Source organism: Micromonospora sp. A3M-1-15 (assembly GCF_024213425.1).
Taxonomy (GTDB): Bacteria; Actinomycetota; Actinomycetes; order Mycobacteriales; family Micromonosporaceae; genus Micromonospora; species Micromonospora chersina.
In genome coordinates, this window is sequence record NZ_JANAVK010000006.1 from 54,173 (window position 1) to 76,727 (window position 22,555).

The 22,555-nt window shown below is 74.5% G+C and carries 26 protein-coding genes; 19 read left to right on the forward strand and 7 right to left on the reverse strand.

What is annotated here, in order from left to right:
• Positions 1 to 175: 175 nt before the first annotated feature.
• The 3 genes from NLX85_RS26575 (at position 176) to NLX85_RS26585 (ending at position 2,688) form a co-directional block, all read left to right on the forward strand.
• A complete protein-coding gene (locus tag NLX85_RS26575; RefSeq protein ID WP_254339580.1) occupies positions 176 to 697 on the forward strand; it encodes a pyridoxamine 5'-phosphate oxidase family protein in 522 nt (173 codons plus the stop codon).
• A gap of 101 nt (positions 698 to 798) precedes the next feature.
• Positions 799 to 2,145, forward strand: coding sequence for a nicotinate phosphoribosyltransferase (locus tag NLX85_RS26580; RefSeq protein WP_254339582.1), 1,347 nt, complete (start codon positions 799 to 801; stop codon positions 2,143 to 2,145).
• A gap of 33 nt (positions 2,146 to 2,178) precedes the next feature.
• Positions 2,179 to 2,688 carry a DinB family protein gene (locus NLX85_RS26585; RefSeq protein ID WP_254339590.1) on the forward strand — a complete coding sequence of 170 codons (510 nt, stop codon included), beginning with the start codon at positions 2,179 to 2,181 and terminating at the stop codon, positions 2,686 to 2,688.
• A 3-nt stretch (positions 2,689 to 2,691) separates the two neighbouring features.
• On the opposite strand, the gene NLX85_RS26590 is transcribed toward NLX85_RS26585, so the two are convergent.
• Entirely contained in the window at positions 2,692 to 4,293 is a 1,602-nt protein-coding gene (locus NLX85_RS26590; RefSeq protein WP_256567608.1) for an AMP-binding protein, read from the reverse strand.
• 2 nt (positions 4,294 to 4,295) lie between these two features.
• Positions 4,296 to 5,987 (reverse strand): AMP-binding protein, encoded by a 1,692-nt coding sequence (locus tag NLX85_RS26595; protein ID WP_254339594.1) that lies wholly within the window; start codon positions 5,985 to 5,987, stop codon positions 4,296 to 4,298.
• Between the two features lie 76 nt (positions 5,988 to 6,063).
• On the opposite strand from NLX85_RS26595, the gene NLX85_RS26600 reads away from it, so the two are divergent.
• On the forward strand, positions 6,064 to 6,978 hold the full coding sequence (locus NLX85_RS26600) for a LuxR C-terminal-related transcriptional regulator (protein WP_254339596.1): 915 nt from the start codon (positions 6,064 to 6,066) through the stop codon (positions 6,976 to 6,978).
• Between the two features lie 16 nt (positions 6,979 to 6,994).
• On the opposite strand, the gene NLX85_RS26605 is transcribed toward NLX85_RS26600, so the two are convergent.
• A complete protein-coding gene (locus NLX85_RS26605) occupies positions 6,995 to 7,627 on the reverse strand; it encodes a TetR/AcrR family transcriptional regulator (RefSeq protein ID WP_254339598.1) in 633 nt (210 codons plus the stop codon).
• A gap of 75 nt (positions 7,628 to 7,702) precedes the next feature.
• Here NLX85_RS26605 and NLX85_RS26610 point away from each other — a divergent pair, with 75 nt between their 5' ends.
• From NLX85_RS26610 to NLX85_RS33560, 6 genes are all read left to right on the forward strand, one after another.
• Positions 7,703 to 7,978, forward strand: coding sequence for a hypothetical protein (locus NLX85_RS26610; RefSeq protein ID WP_254339600.1), 276 nt, complete (start codon positions 7,703 to 7,705; stop codon positions 7,976 to 7,978).
• On the forward strand, positions 7,968 to 8,978 hold the full coding sequence (locus tag NLX85_RS26615; RefSeq protein WP_254339602.1) for an ATP-binding cassette domain-containing protein: 1,011 nt from the start codon (positions 7,968 to 7,970) through the stop codon (positions 8,976 to 8,978). The genes NLX85_RS26610 and NLX85_RS26615 overlap by 11 nt, the downstream gene beginning before the upstream one ends.
• A complete protein-coding gene (locus NLX85_RS26620) occupies positions 8,975 to 9,820 on the forward strand; it encodes an ABC transporter permease (RefSeq protein WP_254339604.1) in 846 nt (281 codons plus the stop codon). The genes NLX85_RS26615 and NLX85_RS26620 overlap by 4 nt, the downstream gene beginning before the upstream one ends.
• A 51-nt stretch (positions 9,821 to 9,871) precedes the next feature.
• The gene (locus NLX85_RS26625) at positions 9,872 to 10,318 is read left to right on the forward strand and encodes a hypothetical protein (protein ID WP_254339605.1); all 447 of its coding nucleotides are present in this window, start codon (positions 9,872 to 9,874) and stop codon (positions 10,316 to 10,318) included.
• Positions 10,303 to 10,764, forward strand: a complete 462-nt coding sequence (locus tag NLX85_RS26630; protein ID WP_254339607.1) for an SAM-dependent methyltransferase — start codon at positions 10,303 to 10,305, stop codon at positions 10,762 to 10,764. The genes NLX85_RS26625 and NLX85_RS26630 overlap by 16 nt, the downstream gene beginning before the upstream one ends.
• 157 nt (positions 10,765 to 10,921) lie before the next feature.
• Positions 10,922 to 11,746, forward strand: coding sequence for a metalloregulator ArsR/SmtB family transcription factor (locus NLX85_RS33560; RefSeq protein ID WP_254339609.1), 825 nt, complete (start codon positions 10,922 to 10,924; stop codon positions 11,744 to 11,746).
• 75 nt (positions 11,747 to 11,821) lie between these two features.
• On the opposite strand, the gene NLX85_RS26640 is transcribed toward NLX85_RS33560, so the two are convergent.
• Positions 11,822 to 12,256, reverse strand: a complete 435-nt coding sequence (locus tag NLX85_RS26640; protein WP_254339616.1) for a DUF6069 family protein — start codon at positions 12,254 to 12,256, stop codon at positions 11,822 to 11,824.
• A gap of 169 nt (positions 12,257 to 12,425) precedes the next feature.
• Between NLX85_RS26640 and NLX85_RS26645 the strand changes: the two genes are divergently transcribed.
• Positions 12,426 to 13,529: a sensor histidine kinase gene (locus NLX85_RS26645; RefSeq protein WP_254339618.1), complete on the forward strand. Its 1,104-nt coding sequence runs from the start codon at positions 12,426 to 12,428 to the stop codon at positions 13,527 to 13,529.
• Positions 13,526 to 14,191: a response regulator transcription factor gene (locus NLX85_RS26650; protein WP_254339620.1), complete on the forward strand. Its 666-nt coding sequence runs from the start codon at positions 13,526 to 13,528 to the stop codon at positions 14,189 to 14,191. The genes NLX85_RS26645 and NLX85_RS26650 overlap by 4 nt, the downstream gene beginning before the upstream one ends.
• On the opposite strand, the gene NLX85_RS26655 is transcribed toward NLX85_RS26650, so the two are convergent.
• The gene (locus NLX85_RS26655; protein WP_254339622.1) at positions 14,152 to 14,373 is read right to left on the reverse strand and encodes a DUF6767 domain-containing protein; all 222 of its coding nucleotides are present in this window, start codon (positions 14,371 to 14,373) and stop codon (positions 14,152 to 14,154) included. The genes NLX85_RS26650 and NLX85_RS26655 overlap by 40 nt on opposite strands.
• A gap of 365 nt (positions 14,374 to 14,738) precedes the next feature.
• Between NLX85_RS26655 and NLX85_RS26660 the strand changes: the two genes are divergently transcribed.
• The 3 genes from NLX85_RS26660 (at position 14,739) to NLX85_RS26670 (ending at position 17,150) form a co-directional block, all read left to right on the forward strand.
• Positions 14,739 to 15,227, forward strand: coding sequence for a hypothetical protein (locus tag NLX85_RS26660; protein ID WP_091306622.1), 489 nt, complete (start codon positions 14,739 to 14,741; stop codon positions 15,225 to 15,227).
• 85 nt (positions 15,228 to 15,312) lie between these two features.
• On the forward strand, positions 15,313 to 15,963 hold the full coding sequence (locus NLX85_RS26665) for a class F sortase (protein ID WP_254340297.1): 651 nt from the start codon (positions 15,313 to 15,315) through the stop codon (positions 15,961 to 15,963).
• A 74-nt stretch (positions 15,964 to 16,037) separates the two neighbouring features.
• Positions 16,038 to 17,150, forward strand: a complete 1,113-nt coding sequence (locus NLX85_RS26670) for a magnesium and cobalt transport protein CorA (RefSeq protein WP_254339624.1) — start codon at positions 16,038 to 16,040, stop codon at positions 17,148 to 17,150.
• 4 nt (positions 17,151 to 17,154) lie between these two features.
• On the opposite strand, the gene NLX85_RS26675 is transcribed toward NLX85_RS26670, so the two are convergent.
• Positions 17,155 to 18,153, reverse strand: a complete 999-nt coding sequence (locus tag NLX85_RS26675; RefSeq protein ID WP_254339626.1) for a phosphotransferase family protein — start codon at positions 18,151 to 18,153, stop codon at positions 17,155 to 17,157.
• 78 nt (positions 18,154 to 18,231) lie between these two features.
• Between NLX85_RS26675 and NLX85_RS26680 the strand changes: the two genes are divergently transcribed.
• A complete protein-coding gene (locus NLX85_RS26680) occupies positions 18,232 to 19,008 on the forward strand; it encodes an SGNH/GDSL hydrolase family protein (protein WP_254339628.1) in 777 nt (258 codons plus the stop codon).
• 144 nt (positions 19,009 to 19,152) lie between these two features.
• Positions 19,153 to 20,628: a PhoX family phosphatase gene (locus NLX85_RS26685; protein ID WP_254339630.1), complete on the forward strand. Its 1,476-nt coding sequence runs from the start codon at positions 19,153 to 19,155 to the stop codon at positions 20,626 to 20,628.
• A 51-nt stretch (positions 20,629 to 20,679) separates the two neighbouring features.
• Here the strand turns inward: NLX85_RS26685 and NLX85_RS26690 are convergent, their stop codons facing one another.
• The gene (locus NLX85_RS26690; protein WP_254339631.1) at positions 20,680 to 21,300 is read right to left on the reverse strand and encodes a DsbA family protein; all 621 of its coding nucleotides are present in this window, start codon (positions 21,298 to 21,300) and stop codon (positions 20,680 to 20,682) included.
• A gap of 220 nt (positions 21,301 to 21,520) precedes the next feature.
• Between NLX85_RS26690 and NLX85_RS26695 the strand changes: the two genes are divergently transcribed.
• Positions 21,521 to 22,105 (forward strand): histone H1, encoded by a 585-nt coding sequence (locus NLX85_RS26695; RefSeq protein ID WP_254339639.1) that lies wholly within the window; start codon positions 21,521 to 21,523, stop codon positions 22,103 to 22,105.
• A 21-nt stretch (positions 22,106 to 22,126) separates the two neighbouring features.
• Positions 22,127 to 22,546, forward strand: a complete 420-nt coding sequence (locus tag NLX85_RS26700) for a YchJ family protein (RefSeq protein ID WP_254339647.1) — start codon at positions 22,127 to 22,129, stop codon at positions 22,544 to 22,546.
• Positions 22,547 to 22,555: the final 9 nt, after the last annotated feature.

Below are 22,555 nucleotides of genomic sequence, written 5' to 3' on the forward strand. Positions count from 1 at the left end.
TCCGTCCCAACCGCCTCCTGGCGCGGTCGGCAGCGGCGACCGGGCCGGCCGGCAGGTCGTCCGGCTACCGGCGGCCGTTCGGGTTCCGGTGCCGTGGGGGGACATGGGGTCAGGATGACCGCTCGGCGGCCAGACCCGCGACCCCTTATCGGCCGGCCGGATGGGATCATCGCGCATGCCCGTCACCAACCCCTGGCTCGCCGGACCCGCGCCCACCGCCCGCCTCGACCGCGACCGGCTGGAGGAGCGCATCCTCAACCTGCTCTCCACGCAGAACATGTGCGTGCTGGCCACCACCGGCCCGGGCGGCCCGCTCGCCACCCCGGTGCGCTACTTCCACCTGGACTTCACCCTGATGTTCACCGCGGTCGCCGACTCACCGAAGATGCGCAACCTCGCCGCCGACCCCCGCGTCTCGATCGGGATCTTCGCGCCGCTGGTCGGCCAGGCCAGCAGCCGCGGCGCCCAGGTCTTCGGCCGGGCCCGGGTGCTGCGGCCCGACGAGCCGGAGTTCGCGCGGCACTGGCCGGCGTACCGGTGGCAGTCCGACCACGTGGAGCGGTCCCGGTCGCTGGACGAGCCGCCGACCGGGCCGCTCGTGGTGGTTCCCGCGGAGCGGATCGTCTACACCGAACACTGGCTGCGCCGCGAGGGGTACGCGCCGCGCCAGTTCTGGCGGGCCGCCGGCCCCCGCTGAGCCGCGGGACGCCGGCCCGGCGCCGCCCGGGGCGGATCTCCCGTTTCCCGTACGCCTCGCACCCGGACGGATCACAGTGGTGACGTGGCGGAGGTGAGGGCATGACGGGACTGCGTACCGACCTGTACGAGCTGCGGATGGCGGCCAGCTACCTGCGCCGGGACATGACGGAGCACGCCACGTTCAGCCTCTTCGTCCGGCGGCTGCCGCCGCGGCGCGGCTTCCTGGTCGCCGCCGGGCTGGCCGAGGCGCTGGCGTTCCTGGAGAGCTTCGCCTTCGACGCCGCCGAGCTGGGCTACCTGCGCGACGTCGTCGGGTTCGACGAGCCGGCCCTGACGGCGCTGGCCGGGCTGCGGTTCACCGGGGACGTGTGGGCCGTGCCGGAGGGTCGCGTGGTGTTCGCCGACGAGCCGCTGCTGGAGGTCACCGCGCCGATCGCGGAGGCGCAACTGGTGGAGACGGGCGTGCTGAACCTGATCACCTTCCACACCACGGTGGCCACCAAGGCGGCCCGCTGCCGGCTCGCCGCGGGCGGCGCGCAGCTGATCGACTTCGCGTTCCGCCGCACCCACGGCATCGAGGCCGGCGCGGGGGTGGCGCGGGCGTCGGCCATCGCCGGCTTCGCGGCGACAAGCGACGTCGAGGCCGCCATGCGGTACGGGATCTCCCCGTCCGGGACGATGGCCCACTCGTACGTGGAGGCGTTCCCCGACGAACGGGCGGCGTTCCGCGCGTTCGCCGCCGACTTCCCCACGAACCCGATCTTCCTGGTCGACACCTACGACACGCCGGCGGGAGTCCGGGCCGCCGTCGACGTCGTCACCGAACTGGGGTTGACCGGCCCGGTCGGCGTACGGCTCGACTCCGGCGACCTCGGGGCGCTGGCCCGGCAGGCCCGGGCGATCCTGGACGACGCCGGGCTGCCGCAGGCCAGGATCATCGCCAGCGGCAGCCTCGACGAGGACGTCATCGCGGGGCTCGTGGCACAGGGCGCACCGATCGACGGGTACGGCGTGGGCACGAAGATGGGCGTCTCGTACGACGCGCCGTCCCTGGACAGCGCCTACAAGCTGGTCGCCTACGGCGACCGGCCGGTGCTGAAGCTGTCCCCGGGCAAGGCCACGCTGCCCGCCGCCAAGCAGGTCTTCCGTGATCCGACCGGCGCGGCGGGGGACGTGGTGGGGTTGCGCGACGAGCCGCCACCGGGTGGCCGGGAGCCGCTGCTGGTGCCGGTCATGCGCGGTGGCCGCCGCCTCGACCCCGCCGACCCGGCCGAGGCGGTTCGCGCCGCCCGTGGCCGCTTCGACGCCGACCTCGCCTGGCTACCCGAGGCGGCCACCCGGCTGGCCGATCCGGCGCCGCCGGCCGCGGCGGTCAGTCCGGCGCTGGCGGCGCTGCACGAGCGGGTGGCCGCGCGACCCGGGGGCGGCCCGACGGGTCACCGATGAGGCTTGTCGGCGCCGGCGGGCATACTGCCCGGCATGCGCGTGCCGTTCCCCGAGCCCGGCCCGTCGTCGGACGTGCCGGCGCTGTTCCTCACCTACCTCGACTACTACCGGGACACGGTCGCCGACCGCGTCGCCGGGCTGACCGACGCGCAGGCCCGCACCGCCCGGGTGCCGTCCGGCTGGACGCCGGTCGAGCTGGTCAAGCACCTGGCCTTCATGGAGCGGCGCTGGCTGGTCTGGGGGTTCCTCGGCGAGCCGGTGCCGGACCCGTGGGGCGACGAGGTCGCCGACCGCTGGCACGTCGCCGCGGACGAGACCGTCGCCGACCTGGTGGCCGCGCTGCGCCGGGGCGGGCGGCGGACCCGGGAGATCGTCGAGGCGACCCCGCAGGCCACGCCCGCCGCGCTGGGCGGCCGGTTCATCGACCCGGCCCGGCGGCCCACCCTCGCCGCGATCCTCTTCCACGTCCTCCAGGAGTACGCCCGGCACGCCGGCCACCTCGACATCGTCCGCGAGCTGGCCGACGGCCGCACCGGGGAGTGACGGTCAGGCGGGACCGGCGTGGCGCAGCTCGACCTTGCGCACCTTGCCGCTGACCGTCATGGGGAACGCGTCCATCACCCGGACGTGCCGCGGGATCTTGTAGTGCGCCAGCCGGTCCCGGCAGAACTCGGCGACCTCCTCGACGGTGAGCGTGTCGTGCCCGTCGCGCAGGATCACGCAGGCCAGGATCTCCTCGCCGTAGCGCTCGTCGGGGACGCCGACCACCTGCACGTCGGAGATCTTCGGGTGCCGGTAGAGGAACTCCTCGATCTCGCGCGGGTAGACGTTCTCCCCACCCCGGATGATCATGTCCTTGATCCGGCCGACGATGGTCAGGTAGCCGTCCTCGCGCATCACCGCCAGGTCGCCGGTGTGCATCCAGCGCGCCGGGTCGATGGCCTCGGCGGTCTTCTCCGGCTCGTCCCAGTAGCCGAGCATCACCGAGTACCCCCGGGTGCACAGCTCCCCCGGCTCGCCCCGGGGCACCGTCACCCCGGTCGCCGGGTCGACCACCTTCACCTCGACGTGCGGCAGCACCCGCCCCACCGTGGCGGTCCGCCGGTCCAGGTCGTCGTCGTGCCGCGTCTGGGTGGACACCGGCGAGGTCTCCGTCATGCCGTAGCAGATCGCCACCTCGGCCATGTGCATCCCGTCGATGACCCGCTTCATCACCTCCACCGGGCACGGCGAGCCGGCCATGATCCCGGTGCGCAGGCTGGACAGGTCGTGGTCGGCGAAGTCGGGCAGGGCCAGCTCGGCGATGAACATGGTCGGCACCCCGTACAGCGAGGTGGCCCGCTCGGCGGCGACCGCGCGCAGCGTCGCGGCCGGGTCGAACGTCGGCGCCGGGATGATCATGCAGGCGCCGTGGCTGGTGGCCGCCAGGTTGCCCATCACCATGCCGAAGCAGTGGTAGAACGGCACCGGCAGGCAGATCCGGTCCCGCTCGGTGTAGCGGACCAGCTCGCCCACGAAGTAGCCGTTGTTGAGGATGTTGTGGTGCGACAGCGTCGCGCCCTTCGGGAACCCCGTGGTGCCCGAGGTGTACTGGATGTTGATCGGGTCGTCGCAGCTCAGCTCCGCCGCCCGGGCGGCCAGCCGCTCCACCGGCACCGACTCCCCGCCGGCCAGCAGCTCGTCCCAGCTCGACTCGCCGAGCCACACCACCCTGCCCAGCGCCGGGCAGGCGTCGCGGACCTCGGCCACCATGCCCCGGTAGTCGCTGCTCCGGTAGCCGGGCGAGGAGACCAGCAGGCTCACCCCGGACTGGTTCAGCACGTACTCCAGCTCGTGCCGCCGGTAGGCCGGGTTGATGTTCACCATGATCGCGCCGATCGTGGCGGTGGCGTACTGCACGAGGACCCACTCGGCGCAGTTCGGCGCCCAGATGCCGACCCGGTCACCCTTGGCCACCCCCGCCGCCAGCAGGCCGCGCGCCAGGTCACCCACCGCGCTGCCGAATTCGGCGTACGTCCACCGCCGGCCGCTCGGGCAGTCGACCAGGGCCTCCCGGTCCGGGTACGCCTCGACCGCGCGGGCCAGGTTCGCGCCGATGGTGTCGCCGAGCAGGGGCGCCTCGGAGGTCCCGCTGGCGTAGGAGGGCAGGCTCACCGGAAGTCCTCCTCGCGGTACTCGCCGGCCGGCCGCGCCTCGGCGGCGGCGTGCTTGTCCCGCTCGGCGGCGCGCAGCTCGGTCCGGCGGATCTTGCCGGAGATGGTCTTCGGCAGGTCGGCGAACTCCAACCGGCGCACCCGCAGGTACGGGGCCAACCGGTCCCGCGAGTGCGCGAACAGCGCCGCCGCGGTCTCCGGCCCCGGCGCCCAGCCCGGCGCGAGCACCACGTACGCCTTCGGCACGGCCAGCCGCACCGGGTCCGGTGACGGCACCACCGCCGCCTCCGCCACCGCCTCGTGCTCCAGCAGCACGCTCTCCAGCTCGAACGGCGACACCCGGTAGTCCGACGCCTTGAACACGTCGTCGGTGCGGCCCACGTAGGTGAGGTAGCCGTCGGCGTCCCGGGAGGCGATGTCCCCGGTGTGGTACCAGCCGTCCCGCATCGCCGTGGCGGTCAACTCCTCGTCGCCGTGGTAGCCGACCATGAGCGCGGTGGGCCGGTGCGCCAGGTCCAGGCAGACCTCGCCGTCGTCGCCGACCTCCCCGGTGACCGGGTCGACGAGGCGCACCACGTAGCCGGGCAGCGGACGCCCCATCGAGCCGGGCTTCACGGGCGCGCCGGGCGGGTTGCCGATCTGCGCGGTGGTCTCCGTCTGCCCGTACCCGTCCCGGACGGTCACCCCCCAGGCCGCCTCGACCTGCTCGATCACCTCGGGGTTCAGCGGCTCCCCCGCCCCGACCACGCTGCGCGGCGGGCGGGCGAGCTGGGTCAGGTCGGCCTGGATCAGCATCCGCCACACCGTCGGCGGCGCGCAGAAGCTGGTCACCCCGCACCGGTCCATGGCGGCCATCAGACCGGCCGGGTCGAAGCGCGAGTAGTTGTAGACGAACACCTGGGCGCCGGCGTTCCACGGCGCGAACACGTTGCTCCACGCGTGCTTCGCCCAGCCGGGCGAGGAGATGTTGAGGTGCACGTCGCCGGGGCGCAGCCCGATCCAGTACATGGTGGACAGGTGCCCCACCGGGTACGAGGCGTGGGTGTGCTCGACCAGCTTCGGCCGGGCCGTGGTGCCGGAGGTGAAGTAGAGCAGCAGCGGGTCGTCGGCGCGGGTCGGCCCGTCCGGGCTGAACGCCTCGGCCGCGCCGTACGCGCCGGCGTAGTCGTGCCAGCCGTCCACCGGGGCGCCGACCGAGATCCGGGTGTAGTCGCCGGCCACCTCGGCGAACTTGCCGGTGTGCTCCGCGCCGACCACCACGTGCCGGGCCGCGCCGCGCGCCAGCCGGTCGGCCAGGTCCGCGGGGCCGAGCAGCGGCGTGGCCGGGATGATCACCGCGCGGAGCTTGATCGCGGCGAGGATGGTCTCCCAGAGTTCGAGCTGGTTGCCGAGCATGAGGATGAGCCGGTCCCCGGCCCGTACGCCGCGGGCGCGCAGCCAGTTCGCCACCTGGTTCGAGCGGCGGGACAGCTCGGCGTACGACCAGCTCCCCTCGCCCCCGTCCGCCTCGACGATCCGCAGCGCGGTGTCGTCGTTGCCCTCGGCGAGCACGTCGAACCAGTCCAGCGCCCAGTTGAACTCGTCCAGCCGGGGCCAGCGGAACTTCTCGTACGCGGTCTCGTGGTCCGTCCGGTGCGCGAGCAGGAAGTCGCGCGCCTCGCGGAAGGCCTGGGTGCCGGCGGTGGCCATGGGGGTGTCCTTCCTGTGCCGGGGCGCGCGGCCGGGAGGGGACGGCGCCGCGCGCAGTACGCTGATCCTCGATCGGGTGACGCAGATCTCACCACCCCCGGACGGGGGTGGCCGGCGGGGAGGTGGCGAGGTGGAGATGCTCTACCCGCGCGACGACGCCGACGAGGTCCGGCGCGGCCTGCTGACCCTGCGCCGCGGCACCGGCCTGCCGGTCGCCTTCGGCGGGCTGGTCGCGCCGGGCGGCCCGCCCCGGATGACCATCACGGAGCTGGCCGGCACCAGCACGACCGCGCTGCGTGGCCTGGCCATCCACGCCGGCGCCGGCCTCGGCGGCAAGGCGCTGGCCCTCGGGCTGCCGCTGCGGGTCGACGACTACCCCATGGCCCGCTCGATCAGTCACGAGTACGACGCCCCGGTCTCCGCCGAAGGGCTTCGCTCGGTGGTCGCCGTGCCGGTGGTGGTGCGCCGCGAGGTCCGCGCGGTCCTCTACGGCGCGGTACGCCAGCGCCTGCCCCTCGGCGACCGCCTGGTCGCCGCCGCCGTCGACGCCGGCCGGGACCTGGAACGCCGCATCGCGGACCGGGACGCCGCCCGGACGGCGCTGGCCGCCCTGCCGACCGTGCCGTCCCGCCCGGATCCGACCGGGCCGGAGTGGGAGCAGGTCCGGCAGGCGCACGCCGAGCTGCGCGGCCTGCTGACCCGGATCGCCGACCCCGAGCTGCGCGACCGCCTCGACGCCGTGGCCGACCGGCTCGCCGGCGCGGCACGCCGGCCCGGGTCGGCGACGACAGCGGCGGCGGTCCTGTCGCCCCGGGAGACCGACGTGCTGGCCTGCGTGGCCCTGGGCTGCACGAACGCGGACGTGGCCGGGCAGCTCGGGCTGCGCCCCGAGACGGTGAAGAGCTACCTGCGCTCGGCCATGCGCAAGCTCGGCGCGCACACCCGGCTGGAGGTCGTGGTGGCCGCGCGTCGCGCCGGTCTCCTCCCCTAGGTTCGAGACCTTGGGTCTAGCCGGAGCAGACCTGGGGACGCAGGGTGTCGTAGGTCCACTGTTCCCATCGCTCGGGTGACCAGCCGCGGTCGCGCACGAACAGCAGGAACAGTTCGGTGCTCAGGAGGGCGTACAGGAGATCGGCGACGTTCCCGGCCGAGACTCCCGCACGCGCTCCCGGCTTGGCGACCAGGGCTTCCGCGGCGACGGTGTGCACCTCGAACCTGGGGTTCTCGCCGTGTGGCCAGAGCTGCGCGACCTCGGCATCCGTCGCGGCGGCCGTGGCGACCATCTTCGTGATCTCCGCGACCCGCTCCAGGACCTGCCGGGTGCCCCGGACGTGTGCCCTCAGCTGGTCGTCGGCGGTCGCCGCCGCCAGGGCGTCACGGAACCAGGGTCGGCTCATCGTGGCGACCGGCTCGTCGTCGCCGGCGATGGTCACGTCGACGAGTTCCTTCAGCAGCGACCGCTTGTTGCCGAAGACGAAGTAGACCGTCTGCACGGCCACGCCCGCACGTGCGGCCACCTCCTGCATGTTCGTCGCGCCGTATCCCTGTTCGACGAACAGATCGCGGGCTGCCTCCAGGATGCCCCGCCGGGTCTCCGCGGCCTTCTGGGTCCGCTTGTTCACTCGCTTGACATCGGTCACCGCTATAGCGTACCTCTAGAGGCGATCACTAGTGAGCACTTCTAGCGAGAGGTTCCAGGCATGTCCGTTGTCACCATGACCCGGTTCAGAATCGATCCCGCCGACGCGCCGGAGTTGCGGCTCAGGCACGCCGCCCTGGTCGCCGCCGTCAGATCGGCGGTGCCCGGACTCGCCGAGGCACGGCTCGGGAAGCTCGACGACGAGACCTGGATCGGGATCTGGCGGTGGGAGTCCGCCGAAGGGCTCCGGAGGGCCCGCGAGATCGCGCCGACCCGGCCCGAGTCGACCGCCGCGTTCTCGCTGGCCAGGGACGTCACCGTCGAGCAGATGGAGATCGTCGATGAGCGGTGACCTGTCCCCGCCGACCGTCGGTGAAGCGACCGAACCCGCCATCGAGACCACCGGCCTGGTCAAGACCTTCGGCGCCGCCCGCGCCGTGGACGGGGTCGACCTCGTCGTGCCCACCGGCGGCGTGTTCGGCTTCCTCGGCCCGAACGGGGCGGGCAAGACCACGACCATCCGGATCCTGGCCACCCTGCTGCAACCGGACGGCGGGGCCGCACGGGTGCTCGGCCACGACATCGTCCGGGAGGCCGACCGCGTACGCGAACGCATCAGCCTGACCGGTCAGTTCGCCTCGATCGACGAGGAGCTGACGGGATCCGAGACCCTCGTGATCCTCGCCCGGCTGCTCGGCTTCGGCAGGGCGCGGGCCGCGGCCCGCGCTGACGAACTGCTGGACGCCTTCGGCCTGACCGAGGCGGGCGGCCGCACCGTCAAGACGTACTCGGGAGGCATGCGGCGGCGGCTCGACATCGCCGCGAGCACGATCGTCACCCCGGATCTGCTCTTCCTCGACGAACCGACCACGGGCCTGGATCCGCGCAGCCGAAACCAGGTGTGGGACACCGTGCGGGCCCTCACCGGCGAGGGCACCACAGTGCTGCTCACCACGCAGTACCTCGACGAGGCCGACCAGCTCGCCGACCGGCTGGCCGTCATGGACCACGGCCGGATCATCGCCGAGGGCACACCCGCCCAGCTCAAGGCCTCGGTGGGGGCGGGAACCATCCAGGTCCGCGTATCCGACCCGGCCCGCCGGCTCGATGCCGAAAAGCTTCTGGCCGACGCCCTCGGCACGACCGTCCACACCGGAACCGACGACGATGCGCTCTCCGCGCGTGTCGACGACCCCGGCCGCGCCTCGCTCGCCCTGGCCGGCCTGGCCCGCGCCGGCATCGACGTCACCACGTTCGCACTCGGCCACCCCAGCCTCGACGAGGTCTTCCTCGCCCTCACCGGGCAACCCGCGCAGGCCGGCACCGACACTCACCGGGAGCAGGCACCATGACCACGACATCGACCACCCACCATTCGCCGGGCTCACCGGACCCGGCCCTCCGCGACGCCCTGTCGACCCGTCCAGCACCGCCCCGGGCGAGCGCCCTGTCCGCGTCGGTGACGTTCGCCCGCCGGGCCCTGCTGAAGATCAAGCACGTTCCGGAACAGCTCGCGGACGCGATCATGATCCCGGTCCTGTTCACGGTCATGTTCACCTACCTGTTCGGCGGGGCCATGGTCGGCTCGACCCGCGAGTACCTCCAGTTCCTCCTCCCCGGCACCATGGTCTTCGCCGTGCTGCTCATCACCGTGTACGCGGGCGTCAACCTGAAGTCCGACATCACCAGTGGCGTCATCGACCGCTTCCGCTCGATGCCGATCTGGCGCCCGGCCCTCATCGTGGGCGGCCTGATCAGCGACGCCGCCCGCAACCTGCTCGCCGCGGGACTCGTCGTCGCCCTGGGACTGGCCATGGGTTTCCGCCCCGGCGGCGGCGTCACCGGGGTGCTGTCGGCGATCGCCCTCGTCCTCGCGTTCGCCTTCGGCCTGTCCTGGGTCTGGGCGACGCTCGGGCTCCTCCTGCGCACACCGAGCGCCATCAGCGCGGTGAGCTTCCTCGTCCAGTTCCCCCTCACCTTCGCCAGCAACGTCTTCGTCGACCCGCGGACCATGCCCGGCTGGCTGCGGGCGTTCGTCGAGGTCAATCCGGTCAGCCTGCTCGTGGACGCGGTACGCGGCCTCATGCACGGCACGGCACAGCCGGGTCAGGTCGGCGGGGTACTCATCGCCGCCGGCCTGCTCGTGGCGGTCTTCGGGCCGCTGACCATGCGCCTCTACCGCACCCGGACCTGACACACCTCCCCCGCCACCAGTGAGGAGTTCCACATGATCAGGCGGCTTCACGTGATCGCGGCCGCGACAAGCTTCGTGACGGTCCTGGCGTGCTGGCTCTCGACCGTCCTCGCGGTGCTGCTCGGGTCGCACCGACAGATCGCCGACACCAGGCAGGCCGTCGTCTGGGGCCTCTTCGTCCTCGTCCCCGCACTGGGGATCGCCGGGCTGACCGGATCCGCGGCGGCCGGCGGCGCCACCGACCCCCGGATCATCGCCAAGCGGCACCGCATGCTCTTCATCGCGGGCGTCGGGCTGTTGATCCTGGTCCCCGCCGCGCTCCTCCTCGACCGGCTCGCGTCACGCGGTGAGTTCGGCACGCTCTTCCACACGGTGCAGGCGGTCGACTCCGCCGCCGGCGCGATCAGCCTCGCGCTGATGTCACTCAACGTCCGAGACGGTCGGCGGTTGGCGTCGACAACCTCGCCCCCGGAGGACGCACCATGCACTTCGCCATGAACCCCGTCGGCACTGTGCGCAACGACCGCACGGACAGCGCACTGACCGACCACTGGGGAGCGGTGATCAGCACCATCGTCGTCGACGAACGGTTCGGTGACGAATGCCTGCTCGGCCTGGCCGACTTCTCTCACGTCGACGTCTTCTTCGTGTTCGACCGGACGACGGAGCGCCCGGACGGCCGGCCACGGCGACCACGCGGCCGGGCCGACCTGCCGGAGGTAGGGGTGTTCGCGACCCGCGCACCGCGGCGTCCCAACCGCCTCGGCATGACGACCTGCCGGATCACCTCGGTGAAGGGCCGGGAACTCGTGGTGCGCGGACTCGACGCGATCTCGGGCACGCCGGTCATCGACCTCAAACCCGCCATGGTCGAGTTCCAGCCCACCGGTCTTCGGCAGCCGCAGTGGGCCGATCGGCTCATGGCCGACTACTTCCTGCCGTGATCTCGCGCCAGCGCTGGATGCGGACCGGCACACCCTCCAAGGCATCCTAGGAGGCTGACCTCCCGGCCGTGCGGACGGCGGCTGGACAGGCAGCCTCGCGGCTGCCTATTATCGGCACAGGCAGCCGCGAGGCTGCCTGTGCCGATGAGGAGGACGGGTGGACGAGGTGTTCCGGGCGTTGGCCGACGCCAGCCGCCGCCGACTCCTCGACCGCCTGAACGTCCGCAACGGACAGAGCCTGCGCGAGCTGAGCGCCGGGCTCGACATGACCCGACAGTCGGTGAGCAAGCACCTCGCGGTGCTGGAGGCGGCCGGCCTCGTCACCACCACACGGCGCGGGCGGGAGAAGCTGCACCACCTCAACGCCGCCCCGATCAACGCCGTGGCCGACCGGTGGATCGGCCGGTACGACCGGGCCCGGGCGCAGGCCCTCGCCGACCTGCAGGCAGCATTGGAGGGACAGCCCATGGAGGGCCCGACGTTCGTCTACACCACCTACATCCGCACCACCCCGGAACGGCTCTGGACCGCGCTCACCGCGCCCGAGTTCACCCGCCGCTACTGGGGCGGCGTCACCCTGGTCTCCGACTGGCGGCCCGGCTCGCCCCTGCTCTGGCAGGACTCCCCCTACAGCGAGCCGAAGGACCTCGGGCAGCGGGTGCTGGAGGCCGAGCCCCACCGGCGGCTGGCGTACACCTGGCACGGCTTCCAGCCGGAGCACGCCGCGCACTTCGGCTGGTCCGACGAGGAGCTGGCCGCGCGGCTCGGCGAGCGCCGCTCGAAGGTCACGTTCGACCTCACCCCGCACGGCGAGACGGTGCGGCTGACCGTGACCCACGACGACTTCTCCCCGGACAGCGAGATGCACCGGGCGATCAGCGGGCAGCTCGACGGCAGCGGCGGCTGGCCGGAGCTGCTGGCCAGCCTCAAGAGCCTGCTGGAGACGGGCCAGCCGCTGCCGGAGCCGGTCCCCGCCGGCTGAGTCCGCGGCCCGCGCCGTCGCGGGAGACCGGGTCGGGGCCGCCCACCCCCGTGGCGGCGGCCCCGACCCGGCACCTCAACGGCGGGCGGTGCGCCGCAGCAGCGGGACGAGCACAGCGGCGGCCGCCAGGTGCAGGGCGACCAGGGTGAGGGTCGCCGCCGCGCCCACTCCCCCGGTCAGCGGGCCGAGCAGCGACAGCAGCAGCACCAGCCCGGCCGCGCCGGTCCAGACGGCCCGGGCCCGCGCGGTGAACCGCTCCAGCAGGGCCAGCAGCACCCAGCCCGCCAGCCCGGCGAGCAGGGTGCTGACCGCGACCGCGGCGGGGGTCACGGACTGCTCGGTCCCGGCGCCGCCGCGGACGGCCAGGTCCACCCCGGCGGCCGGGACGGCGGCGGCCCAGACCGCCAGGGTGCCGGCGGTGGCGGCGAGCACCGCCAGGGCGCGGTCGCGGCGGCGGGCCGGCCGGGCGGCGGTGCGGGCGGGGACGGTCGGCGTGGTCGTGGTGTCCATCGGTAGGTACCTCCCTGGGATCGGTCACCAGGGACGCTAGGTCCGCGCCGGGGGTCCGCGGATCGCGCCGCGGACGGGTTTCCCGCTCCGTCCCGGGGACCAGGTCCGGCCCGGATATCCGTCTGGCGACCGATGAGCCCGGGCGGGTCGGCGGCCTAGCATCCGGGGCGTGAACTGCCGGTCCCGCTCCCGAATCCTGCTGCTGCTCGACGGCGGCATCGCCGCGGTGCTGTTCGCCGTCGCCCTCACCGTCCTGCTCGCCCCGGGCACCCCTCCGGCCTCGGCCGGCGGGACCGCCGCCGCGGTCGGCCTCGCCGCCGCGCAGGCCAGCTGTCTGCTGTGGATCCGCCGGCGACCGGGGTACGCGCTGGCGGTGGCCGCGCTCGCCGGCGTCGGGCTGGAGGCGCTCTGTCCCCCGCTCGGCTGGCTCGGCCTGGTCACCGTGCCGCTGGCGTACGTGGCCCGGCTCCGCCCGCCCCGCTTCTCGCTCGTCGCGTTGGGGCTGCTGCTCCTCCCGACGCCGTGGGAGCTGGTCACCGGGGGCTGGCGGGACCTGCTGTTCGCGGTGACCGCGCTGGGTCTCGGCTGGGCCCTCGGGGAGCTGCAACGCGGGCACGCCCAGCGCCGCCAGGACCGGCAGCGGCAGGTGCTCGCCCGCGAGCGGGAGCGGATCTCCCGCGAGCTGCACGACGTGGTGGCCCACCACGTGGCGGTCATCGCCGTGCAGGCCGCCGCCGCCGAGGACGTCTTCGACGCGCACCCGGAGCGAGCCCGGGCCGCGCTCGGCGCGATCACCGCGGCGGCCCGCTCGGCGCTCACCGAACTGCGGGCGATGCTGCACGCGCTGGCCACCGACGACGGCACGGACCCGGACGGGCCGCAGCCCGGGCTGGCGCAGCTCGACGCCCTCGCCGACGCCGTCCGGGCGGTCGGGATCGAGGTGACGATGGACCGGGACTCCGGCGCCGAGGACCTTCCCGGCGGGGTGCAGCTGTCGGCGTACCGGATCGTCCAGGAGTCGCTGACCAACGCGTTGCGGCACAGCCACGCCACCCGGGCCGAGGTCAGCGTCCACTACGGCGACGGGGTGCTGCGCCTCGCGGTGGTCGACGACGGCACGGCGGCGCCGCGCCGGCCGGGCGCGGGTGCGGGGCGGGGCATCGTCGGGATGCGCGAGCGGGCCCGACTGCTGGGCGGCACCCTGGAGGCCGGCCCGCTGCCGGCCGGCGGGTTCCGCGTGGAGGCGCGGCTGCCGGTGGGGGTGAGACCATGAGCGTCCGCGTGGTGATCGCCGACGACCAGGACCTGATCCGGGCCGGCCTCGCCATGATCATCGACGCCCGGCCGGACCTGACCGTGGTGGGTGAGGCCGCCGACGGGGTCGAGGCCGTGGCCGTGGCGAACCGGACCCGTCCGGACGTGGTGCTCATGGACGTGCGGATGCCCCGGCAGGACGGCATCGCCGCCACCCGGGAGCTGGTGTCCGGCGGCAACCCGGCCCTTGTGGTCATGCTCACCACCTTCGACCTCGACGAGCACGTGTACGCGGCGCTGCGCGCCGGGGCCAGCGCCTTCCTGCTCAAGGACACCCGCCCGGCCGACCTGGCCGAGGCGGTGCGGGTGGTGGCCCGCGGCGAGGCGCTGCTCGCGCCGACGGTGACCCGCCGGCTGCTCGACCGGTTCGCCGACCGGCTGCCCGGCGGGGCCGCCGACCGGGGGCGACTGGCCGCGCTCACCGCCCGCGAGGTCGAGGTGCTGACGCTCGCCGCGCGGGCACTGTCCAATGCGGAGATCGCCGAGCGGCTGTTCCTGAGCACCGCCACCGTGAAGACGCACGTCTCCGCCGTGCTCACCAAACTCGGCCTGCGCGACCGGATCCAGGCGGTGGTCTTCGCCTACGACGTCGGGCTGGTGCGCCCCGAGCCGCCCCGCTGACCCACCTGCCGGTCGAGCCGGGTGCGGTGCACGCCCTCGCGCAGCTCGTCGTCCCCCATCACGAGCCACACCAGGCCGCAGTCCTGCGGGCCGGTGACGTCGACCTGGCAGAGGGTGCACGGTTCGCCGGGGCGGATCGGGCAGCTCGCCGCCGGCCGGGGCGCACGCGTCGCGGTGCTCACGCCTCCAGCGTGCCGCGCCCGCCGGGGTGCCCGTCAGGGCTGTTGGTCCCCTCCCGGGACCCTCGAGCCGACCCGGACGGGACGGCCTCCGCCGGGCCGAACCGGACAGACAGGCCGGGGACCGTCCGGACGGGACGTCCCGCGCGCGGCGGGATGTCGCGTCCAGCCCCGCCGTCCGGGCTGGGCGGGCATGTCCGTCGCACCCGGGAGCGACCGGGAACACGTGACGGCAACGAAGATTTCTCAATTACGCCTAGTGACCGTCGCAACCCTCCTAGTGTTGGCCACACCGGTGCTAGTCACGGAGTTGGCCACCCGAACGACGTCCCACGCAGACAGCGGACGAAAAGTGAGGGAAGACGCGGATGAAGGCAAAGACAGTTCTCGGATCGGCGGCGGTCGGCGTGGGCCTCGGCACACTGCTGCTCCCGGCCGCCGCCCTCGCGGACACCACCGTCTCGCCGGCCACCACCCCGGTCGGCGGGACCGTCGTGCTCACCACGACGTCGTGCAACCCGAAGGCGGGTGACGCGCTCTTCCGCGTCACCGGTCCCAACCGGGACCAGAACGTCAGATCCACCACCGCCGCGGCGGGCGGCGGCCTGAGTGCCGAACTCTTCACCGCCGGGTTCACCCTCGGCACGTACACGGTCACCGCCACCTGCGGCGACGGCACCAACGGCGGCACGGCCAGCTTCACGGTCACCCCGATCGGCGGCGCGCAGGCCGGCGCCGGCGGCCGGGACGGCGACACCGGCGTGCTGGTCGCGGGCGGCGCGCTGGCCGCCGCGGCGGTCGCCGGCGGGACCTACGTGCTGGTGCGCCGCCGCCGGCGCGCGACCGCCGTCGCCTGACGGCCCGCCACACCATCCCTGAGCGGGTGCCCGCGCCGGTCGGACCGGCGCGGGCACCGCGTCCACGACGGACGGAGGTGGAACCCTGTCGTCGCAGCGCCACCCCGCGGGCGGGCCGTCGCGAGCCCGCACGGCCGCACTCGTCGCCGCGCTCACCCTGGCCGGCGCCACCGGCGCCGGGCTGCTCGCCGCCGGCCTCGGCACCACCGCCCACCCACCGCCCCAGCCGGGCGCCTCGGCCGCGCCGACCGCCGAGCGCTCCGGCTCGCCCGGCCCGGTGCTCCCCCGCTCGGAGCCGGTCCGCGTCACCATCCCCCGCATCCGCGTCGACGCCGACGTCGTCCCTGTCGCCACGGACACCAGCGGCGCGCTGGAGGTGCCGCCGCTGGACCATCCGGAGATCGCCGGCTGGTACCGCCGCGGCCCCACCCCCGGCGAGTCCGGCAACGCCGTGCTGGTGGGACACGTCGACTCGCTGCGCGGCCCGGCGGTCTTCTTCGACCTCGGCCGGCTGCGCCCCGGGGACACCGTCGAGGTCACCCGGGCCGACGGCCGGGTCGCGGTGTTCACCGTGGACGGCGTCGGGGCGTACCCGAAGGAGCGCTTCCCCACCGAGCGGGTGTACGGCGGCGGCGCCGAGGCCCGGCTCCGGCTGATCACCTGCGGCGGCCGGTTCGACCCGCGCAGCGGCAGCTACCCGGACAACATCGTGGTCTTCGCCACCGCCGCCCGCTGACTCGGGGCGGACACCGCCGGAGCGCCGGCAGGCCGTACGGTGGGCCGTCAGTTCCTGGGCGGTGGAGGTGCGCGGTGGACCGGTCGGCGGTACGGACCCGGCGGCGCGGGCGGCTGTTGCCCGGTCTCGTCGCCCGCCTGCTCGGGCGCACCGACGCGGCGACCGGGCCCACGCCGCGCCGGGCAAACCCGGACGCCGTGGTCGACTGCGCGGTCTACGTGGCCGGCCGCCGGGAGCCGGGCCGGCCGCACTACGCCGACGCGTACGACCGGGCCCGCCGCACCCGGCGGGCCTTCGTCTGGCTCGGCCTGCACGAGCCGGGCCCCGCCGTGATGGCCGCGGTCGGGCGGACGTTCGGGCTGGACGAGCTGGCCGTGGCGCAGGCCCTCGCCGACGGGCACCGGCCCACCGTGCAGCGGCACGGCGAGGTGACGCTGCTGGTGCTGCGCACGGCCGGCTACGTGGAGCACACCGAGCTGACCGCCACCTCCGAGGTGATCGACACCGGGGACGTGATGGTGTTCCTCGGCGACCGGTTCGCGCTCACCGTCCGGCACGGCGCGACGGGCGCGCTGACCCCGGTGCGCGAGGGCGTGGAACGCCGGCCGGGCGTGCTGGCCGAGGGGCCGTGGGCGGTGGCGTACGCGGTCTGCGCCCGGATGGTCGATCTCTACCTGGAGGTCGCCGGCCATCTGGAACGGGACCTGGAACGGGTCGAGGAGAGCGTCTTCGCCCGTGACCGGGACGCCGACATCCAGCACATCTACCAGCTCAAGCGGGAGGTGGTGGAGTTCAAGCGGGCGGTGCTGCCGTTGCAGGCGCCGCTGCGCGCGCTGCTGGAGCAACGGGGCGAGGGCCCGCCGCCGGCGCTGCACCGCTGGTTCGCCGACGTGGACAGCCGGCTCACCCGGGCCGTGGACCGGATCGGCGCGTACGACGAGCTGCTCAACTCGATCCTCCAGTCCCGGCTGGCGCAGCTCGCCGTGGAGCAGAACAACGACATGCGCAAGATCGCGGCCTGGGCGGCCATCGCCGCCACGCAGACGGCGGTGGCCGGGGTCTACGGAATGAACTTCGCGCACATGCCGGAGCTGGGCTGGCGGTACGGCTACGCGGGCGCCCTGCTGCTCATGGCGACGGCCGCGGTCACCCTGCACCGGCTGTTCCGGCGCTCCGGCTGGCTGTGAGGGGTCACGGACCGGCCAGGTCGGACAGTTCGGCGTCGAGCAGCTCGGCGAGTCGGTCGACCCGCCCCGGGTCGGACTCGGCCGTGATGCCCCGGCTGGGCATCTCCACGGTCATGAGCAGGTAGAGGTGCAGCCGGTAGAGCCCGAGCCGGCGGCGCGCCCCGGCGTCCAGCGGGAACGGCGCGACCGCCCGGTAGGCCCGGACCAGGGGGTCGTCCGGCTCGTCCTCGGCGCGCCGGAACAGCAGCGGCGACACGAGGTCCAGCAGCGGGTCGCCCCAGAGGTGGCGTTCGCCGTCGACCAGCCCGCTGAGCCGGGGCGTCCCGCCGGGGCCGTCGACCGCCAGGACGTTGCCGGCCCAGCCGTCGAAGTGCAGCAGCGCCGGGCGGCGTACCGCGTCGAGGACGTGGGCGTGCCTGTCGACCAGCTCGCGGATCCGGGCCGCCGGCACGGGCAGCGGCACCGCCCAGTCCGCCGCGTCGGCGAGCAGGTCGTCCAGCATGGCCGTGAACGCGCCCCGCCACGTGGGCGCGCCGGTCCGGTCGCCGTCGTAGCCGTGGCGGTCGCCGGTGACGCCGTGCAGCGTGGCGAGCGCGCGGCCGAGCTCGGCCCGGACCGGGCCCACCTCGGCGCCGGCCCGGGTCAGGTCCCACAGGGTGCGGCCGGGCAGCAGGCCGGTGAGCAGCCAGTCGCCGAGCACCGGGTCGCGGCCGTGGTGCAGCAGCGGCGGCACCGGCACGGCGGGCGCCCGCGCGGCGACCAGCCGCAGGTAGCGGGCCTCCGCCCCGATCATGTCGCGCTCGTAGCGCAGCAGCGGCACCTGCGGCGGCGGCCCCACCTTGAGCACCACGGCCCGCCCGCCGTCGAGGGTGACCCACCAGACGGCGGCGAACCCACCACCGGCCAGCGGCCCGCAGTCGGCCACCACGGGGGTGGGGCCGAGCGACGCGGCCAGGTAACGCTGGACCTGGTCGGGATCGAGGCGGCGTTGCGTCGGGCTCATGTTCCGCACCACGCTAGCGGCCGAGCCGTGCGGGCGCTGTCCCGGAACGGCCGGGCCGGGTTCCGTAGGCTGGCCCGCATGATGTGGCGGCGGTACGTGGCGATCGGCGACAGCACCACGGAGGGGCTGGACGACCCGGACGAGGCGGGCGGCTACCGGGGCTGGGCCGACCGGTTCGCCCTCGCGGTGGCCCGCGCCCAGGGCGGCCTGGAGTACGCCAACCTCGCCATCCGCGGCCGCACCACCGCGCGGATCCGCGCCGAGCAGCTGCCGGTGGCGCTGGAGCTGGCCCCCGACCTGGCGACCGTGGTGGCCGGCATGAACGACGTGCTGCGGCCGTCCTTCGACGCCGACCGGGTGGTCGAGGACGTACGCGCCATGCAGCGGGCGCTGGTCGGCCAGGGCGCCACCGTGCTCACCTTCACCCTGCCCGACCCGGCGCCGGTCATGCCGCTGGCCCGCCCACTGCGGGGCCGGGTGCTGGCGCTGAACGAGGCGGTCCGCGCGGCCACCGCCGAGACCGGGGCCACCCTGCTCGACCTGGGCGCGCATCCGGTGGCCTCCGACCCGCGCCTGTGGAGCGACGACCGGCTGCACGCCAACTCGGCCGGCCACGAGCGGATCGCCGCGGCGCTCGCCCACACCGCCGGCCTGCCCGGGTACGACGACTCGTGGTCGCACCCCCTGCCGCCGGCCGCCCGGCGCCCCCGCCACGAGGCGGTCCGCGCCGAGCTGGCCTGGACCCGGCGGCACCTGCTGCCCTGGCTCGGCCGGCACCTGCGCGGGCGTTCCTCCGGCGACGACCGGGTGGCGAAGCGGCCGGTGCCACTGCCGGTGGACCTGCCGGCGGCCTGAACAGTCCGACCACGCCGGCCTGAGGTACCGAACCCGGCTGCGACCCTGCTCAGAGGTTGCCATGCGGTGAACAGGTGACGAGGATCACTCGAAGGATCGGTCCCCGGCCTCGATGGACGGAGACCTGGCGACAAAGGAGTCCCGATGCCTGATCTCCACCGGCGCACCCTGCTGCGCGGCGCCGCCGTCGCGGCCGGCGGCGCCGTCCTCGGCGGCCCGTTCATCGGGTTCGTGGCGCGTGGCGAGGCCGGCGCGGTCGGCCGGCGTCCGGCGCCCGACCCGACCCTGGGGCCCGTGCCGGACCTGCGCGACGGCACGGTCCGCCTGCACCTGCCCGACGGCTTCCAGTACCGCTCGTTCCACGACACCGAGTTCCCCGTGACGCTGGACGACGGCACGCGGCTGCCCGGCCGGCACGACGGGATGGGCGCCTTCCGCGGGCCGGACGGCACCGTCCGGCTGGTACGCAACCACGAGGTGAACAACCCCGGCCCCGCCTTCGGCGACGCCGCCGCGGCGTACGACCCGATGGCCCAGGGCGGCACCACCACGGTCGAGGTCACCCGCCACGGCGAGGTCCGGCGCTCGTGGACCAGCCTGAACGGCACCATGATGAACTGCTCGGGCGGTCGGATGCCCTGGGGCAGCTGGATCACCTGCGAGGAGACGGTCAACGGGCCGGACGTCGGCCCGGACTTCACCGGGACCTCCAACGTGCCGCTCACCCAGCCGCACGGCTTCGTCTACGAGGTGCCCGCGGACGGGCAGTCGGACCGGGCGCCGATCACCGCCGCCGGCCGCTTCGCGCACGAGTCGGTGGCCTACGACCCGCGCGGCGGGCACCTGTACCTGACCGAGGACAACTTCGGCTACCCGTCCGGCTTCTACCGGTACACGCCGCCGGTGGACCCGATGCGGTCCGGCCGGCTGGCCGACGGTGGCCGGCTGCAGATGCTCGCGGTGCGCGGTCGCCGCAACCTGAACCTGGCCGCGGCGCAGCGGCGGCACGCGACGTACCCCGTGCAGTGGGTGGACATCGACGACCCGGCGCCGCGGTTCCCGTACACCCCGGGCCAGGCCGCGCCGACGACGAACGACCAGGCGCTGACGTACGTCTCGCGGCAGGGCTGGGACCGGGGCGCCGCCTACTTCTCCCGCCTGGAGGGGTCGGCGTACGACGACGGCGTCGTCTACTTCACGGCCACCCAGGGCGGCGGCCCGGCCGAGACGTCGACCGGCCCCGTCGCCGACGGATTCGGCAACGGGCACGGCCAGGTGTGGGGCTACGACTGCCGGGCGCAGGTGCTGCGGTTGGTGTACGAGTCGCCCGGGCCCGATGTGCTGGACTTCCCGGACAACGTGACCACCAGCCCGCGCGGCACGCTTGTGGTCTGCGAGGACAACGTGAACGACAACTACGTGCGCGGGCTCACCCCGCGCGGCGACTTGTTCGACATCGCGTTGAACCGGTTGGTCAGCAGCACCGGAGCGGACCGGTCCAACGACGAGTTCGCCGGCTCCACCTTCAGCCCGGACGGGCACACCCTGTTCGTCAACATCCAGGCGAGCCGGGGGATGACGTTCGCGATCTGGGGTGACTGGTCCCGGATCGGGGTCTGAGACGCCGGCCGCGGCGGGTGGGGCGGCCCACCCGCCGCGGCCCGGTCGGGCTCAGGTGTGCTCGACCGGCCGGCGGGTACGCGCCCGCTTCAGTTCGAAGAACCCGTCGGTGCCGGCGACCAGCAGCACCCCGTCCCAGAGCCGGCCGGCGTCCTCGCCGCGCGGGATCGGCGCGACGACCGGCCCGAAGAAGGCATGCATCCGCCCGTCGGCGCCGGTGACGTGGATGGTCGGCGTCCCAAGGTCCTCGCCGACCGGCGCCAAGCCGGCCCGGTGGCTGGTCAGCAGGGCCTCGTCGTGGTCGGTGGTGTCGGCGGCGTCGGCCAGGTCGACGGAGAGGCCGACCTCGCTCAGCGCCGCCGTGTACAGCTCCCGGCCGATGGGGGCGCGCTCGTGGTGGATCCGCTCGCCGAGCGCGGTGTAGAGGTCGCCCAGCACCTCCGGGCCGTACTTCTGTGCGGCGGCCACGCAGACCCGGACCGGGCCGAGGCCGGGCTTCAGCCATTCCCGGTACCACTCCTCCAGGTCCTCGCGGCCCTCGTTGAGCAGCGACAGGCTCATCACGTGGAAACGGATCGGCACGTCGCGGACCCGCGCCACCTCCAGCAGCCAGCGGGAGGCGTTCCAGGCCCACGGGCAGCGCGGGTCGAACCACATGTCGGCGGTCGTCATGGTCGTCCAGGTCCTCTCGTCCGGCGATGTCGATCCGACGCTAGAGGGGCGATCGGCCCATCGGCAGGGCCGATCCGCGTGCGTTCTGCTGGGCCAATCCACCGACGGGTTTGACCACCGGCGCGCCGGGAAGACACGCGCGCCGCGCGGGCCGGCCGGCCCGACGTCGCCGGACGGCGCCCACACCCGTCCGGGCCGCGGCGGACCGCGAGGAGGCACGATGGCCCAGGCGGCCACCAGACCGAGCAGCGCCAGGAAAGCCACCGGGGCCCGCAAGGCCCCGATGCCGAACAAGGCGGCGGCGAAGAAGGCCGCGACCGCCACCAGGCGGGCGACCGGGGCGACCGCCGCCAAGACCCCCGGCGGGAAGCCGACCCCGACCACCGCGCGGGTGGCGCGGAAGAAGACCACCTCCGCCACCACCGCCACGCCCACCCGGAAGCCCACCGCCAAGGCGGTCGCCGCGAAGAAGACCACCACGGCGGCGAAGAAGGCCCCCGCCACCAAGGCCGCCGCCAAGAAGGCGCCCGCCAGGAAGGCCGTGGCGAAGAAGGCGCCCGCCAAGAAGACCGTGGCCAAGAAGGCGCCCGGCACCAGGAGAACGGTGAAGAAGGCGCCGGCCACGCGGACCACGGCGAAGAGGTCGCCGGCCGCCAAGGGCACGGCCCACGCGACCACCGTCAAGAAGGCCGCCGACCGCGCCGCCGAGGCCCGCCGGGTCGCCGGGACGCGGACGCCGGCGAGGAAGGCCACCACCATGGAGTCGTTCGGCAACCGGCGAACGGCCCGGACGAGCGCCCGGTGAGCCGTCGGCGAGAATGACCGGATGGCGAAACGCGGTGCCCGCCGGAGCGCGGCCGACCCGACCGACGGGCCCTGTCCGTGCGGCTCCGGCCTGCCGTACGCGGACTGCTGCGGGCCCATCCACCGGGGCGTCGCGGCGGCGGCCACCGCCGAGGCGCTGATGCGCTCGCGGTACAGCGCCTTCGCCGTGGGTGACGCCGACCACCTGCTGCGCAGCTGGCACTCCACCACCCGGCCGCCCCGGCTGGGGCTGGACCCGGGCACCCGGTGGACCCGGCTGGAGGTGCTGGAGACGGACCGGGGCGGGTTGTTCGACACCGAGGGCACCGTCGCGTTCCGCGCGCACTACCGCGAGGCCGGCCGGCCCGGCACGGTGGCCGAGCACAGCCGGTTCGTCCGGGAGGACGGCCGCTGGGTCTACCTGGACGCCCTACCCGGGTGACCGCCGGCC

Coding starts and splice junctions, on each gene's coding strand:
- NLX85_RS26640 (WP_254339616.1), bottom strand. CDS start 12,256: ATGGACACCACGACCACGCCGACCGTCCCCGCCCGCACCGCCGCCCGG.
- NLX85_RS26650 (WP_254339620.1), top strand. CDS start 13,526: ATGAGCGTCCGCGTGGTGATCGCCGACGACCAGGACCTGATCCGGGCC.
- NLX85_RS26690 (WP_254339631.1), bottom strand. CDS start 21,300: ATGACGACCGCCGACATGTGGTTCGACCCGCGCTGCCCGTGGGCCTGG.
- NLX85_RS26660 (WP_091306622.1), top strand. CDS start 14,739: ATGAAGGCAAAGACAGTTCTCGGATCGGCGGCGGTCGGCGTGGGCCTC.
- NLX85_RS26675 (WP_254339626.1), bottom strand. CDS start 18,153: ATGAGCCCGACGCAACGCCGCCTCGATCCCGACCAGGTCCAGCGTTAC.
- NLX85_RS26630 (WP_254339607.1), top strand. CDS start 10,303: ATGCACTTCGCCATGAACCCCGTCGGCACTGTGCGCAACGACCGCACG.
- NLX85_RS26615 (WP_254339602.1), top strand. CDS start 7,968: ATGAGCGGTGACCTGTCCCCGCCGACCGTCGGTGAAGCGACCGAACCC.
- NLX85_RS26585 (WP_254339590.1), top strand. CDS start 2,179: ATGCGCGTGCCGTTCCCCGAGCCCGGCCCGTCGTCGGACGTGCCGGCG.
- NLX85_RS26580 (WP_254339582.1), top strand. CDS start 799: ATGACGGGACTGCGTACCGACCTGTACGAGCTGCGGATGGCGGCCAGC.
- NLX85_RS26685 (WP_254339630.1), top strand. CDS start 19,153: ATGCCTGATCTCCACCGGCGCACCCTGCTGCGCGGCGCCGCCGTCGCG.
- NLX85_RS26610 (WP_254339600.1), top strand. CDS start 7,703: ATGACCCGGTTCAGAATCGATCCCGCCGACGCGCCGGAGTTGCGGCTC.
- NLX85_RS26680 (WP_254339628.1), top strand. CDS start 18,232: ATGATGTGGCGGCGGTACGTGGCGATCGGCGACAGCACCACGGAGGGG.
- NLX85_RS26575 (WP_254339580.1), top strand. CDS start 176: ATGCCCGTCACCAACCCCTGGCTCGCCGGACCCGCGCCCACCGCCCGC.
- NLX85_RS26620 (WP_254339604.1), top strand. CDS start 8,975: ATGACCACGACATCGACCACCCACCATTCGCCGGGCTCACCGGACCCG.
- NLX85_RS26700 (WP_254339647.1), top strand. CDS start 22,127: ATGGCGAAACGCGGTGCCCGCCGGAGCGCGGCCGACCCGACCGACGGG.
- NLX85_RS26595 (WP_254339594.1), bottom strand. CDS start 5,987: ATGGCCACCGCCGGCACCCAGGCCTTCCGCGAGGCGCGCGACTTCCTG.
- NLX85_RS26695 (WP_254339639.1), top strand. CDS start 21,521: ATGGCCCAGGCGGCCACCAGACCGAGCAGCGCCAGGAAAGCCACCGGG.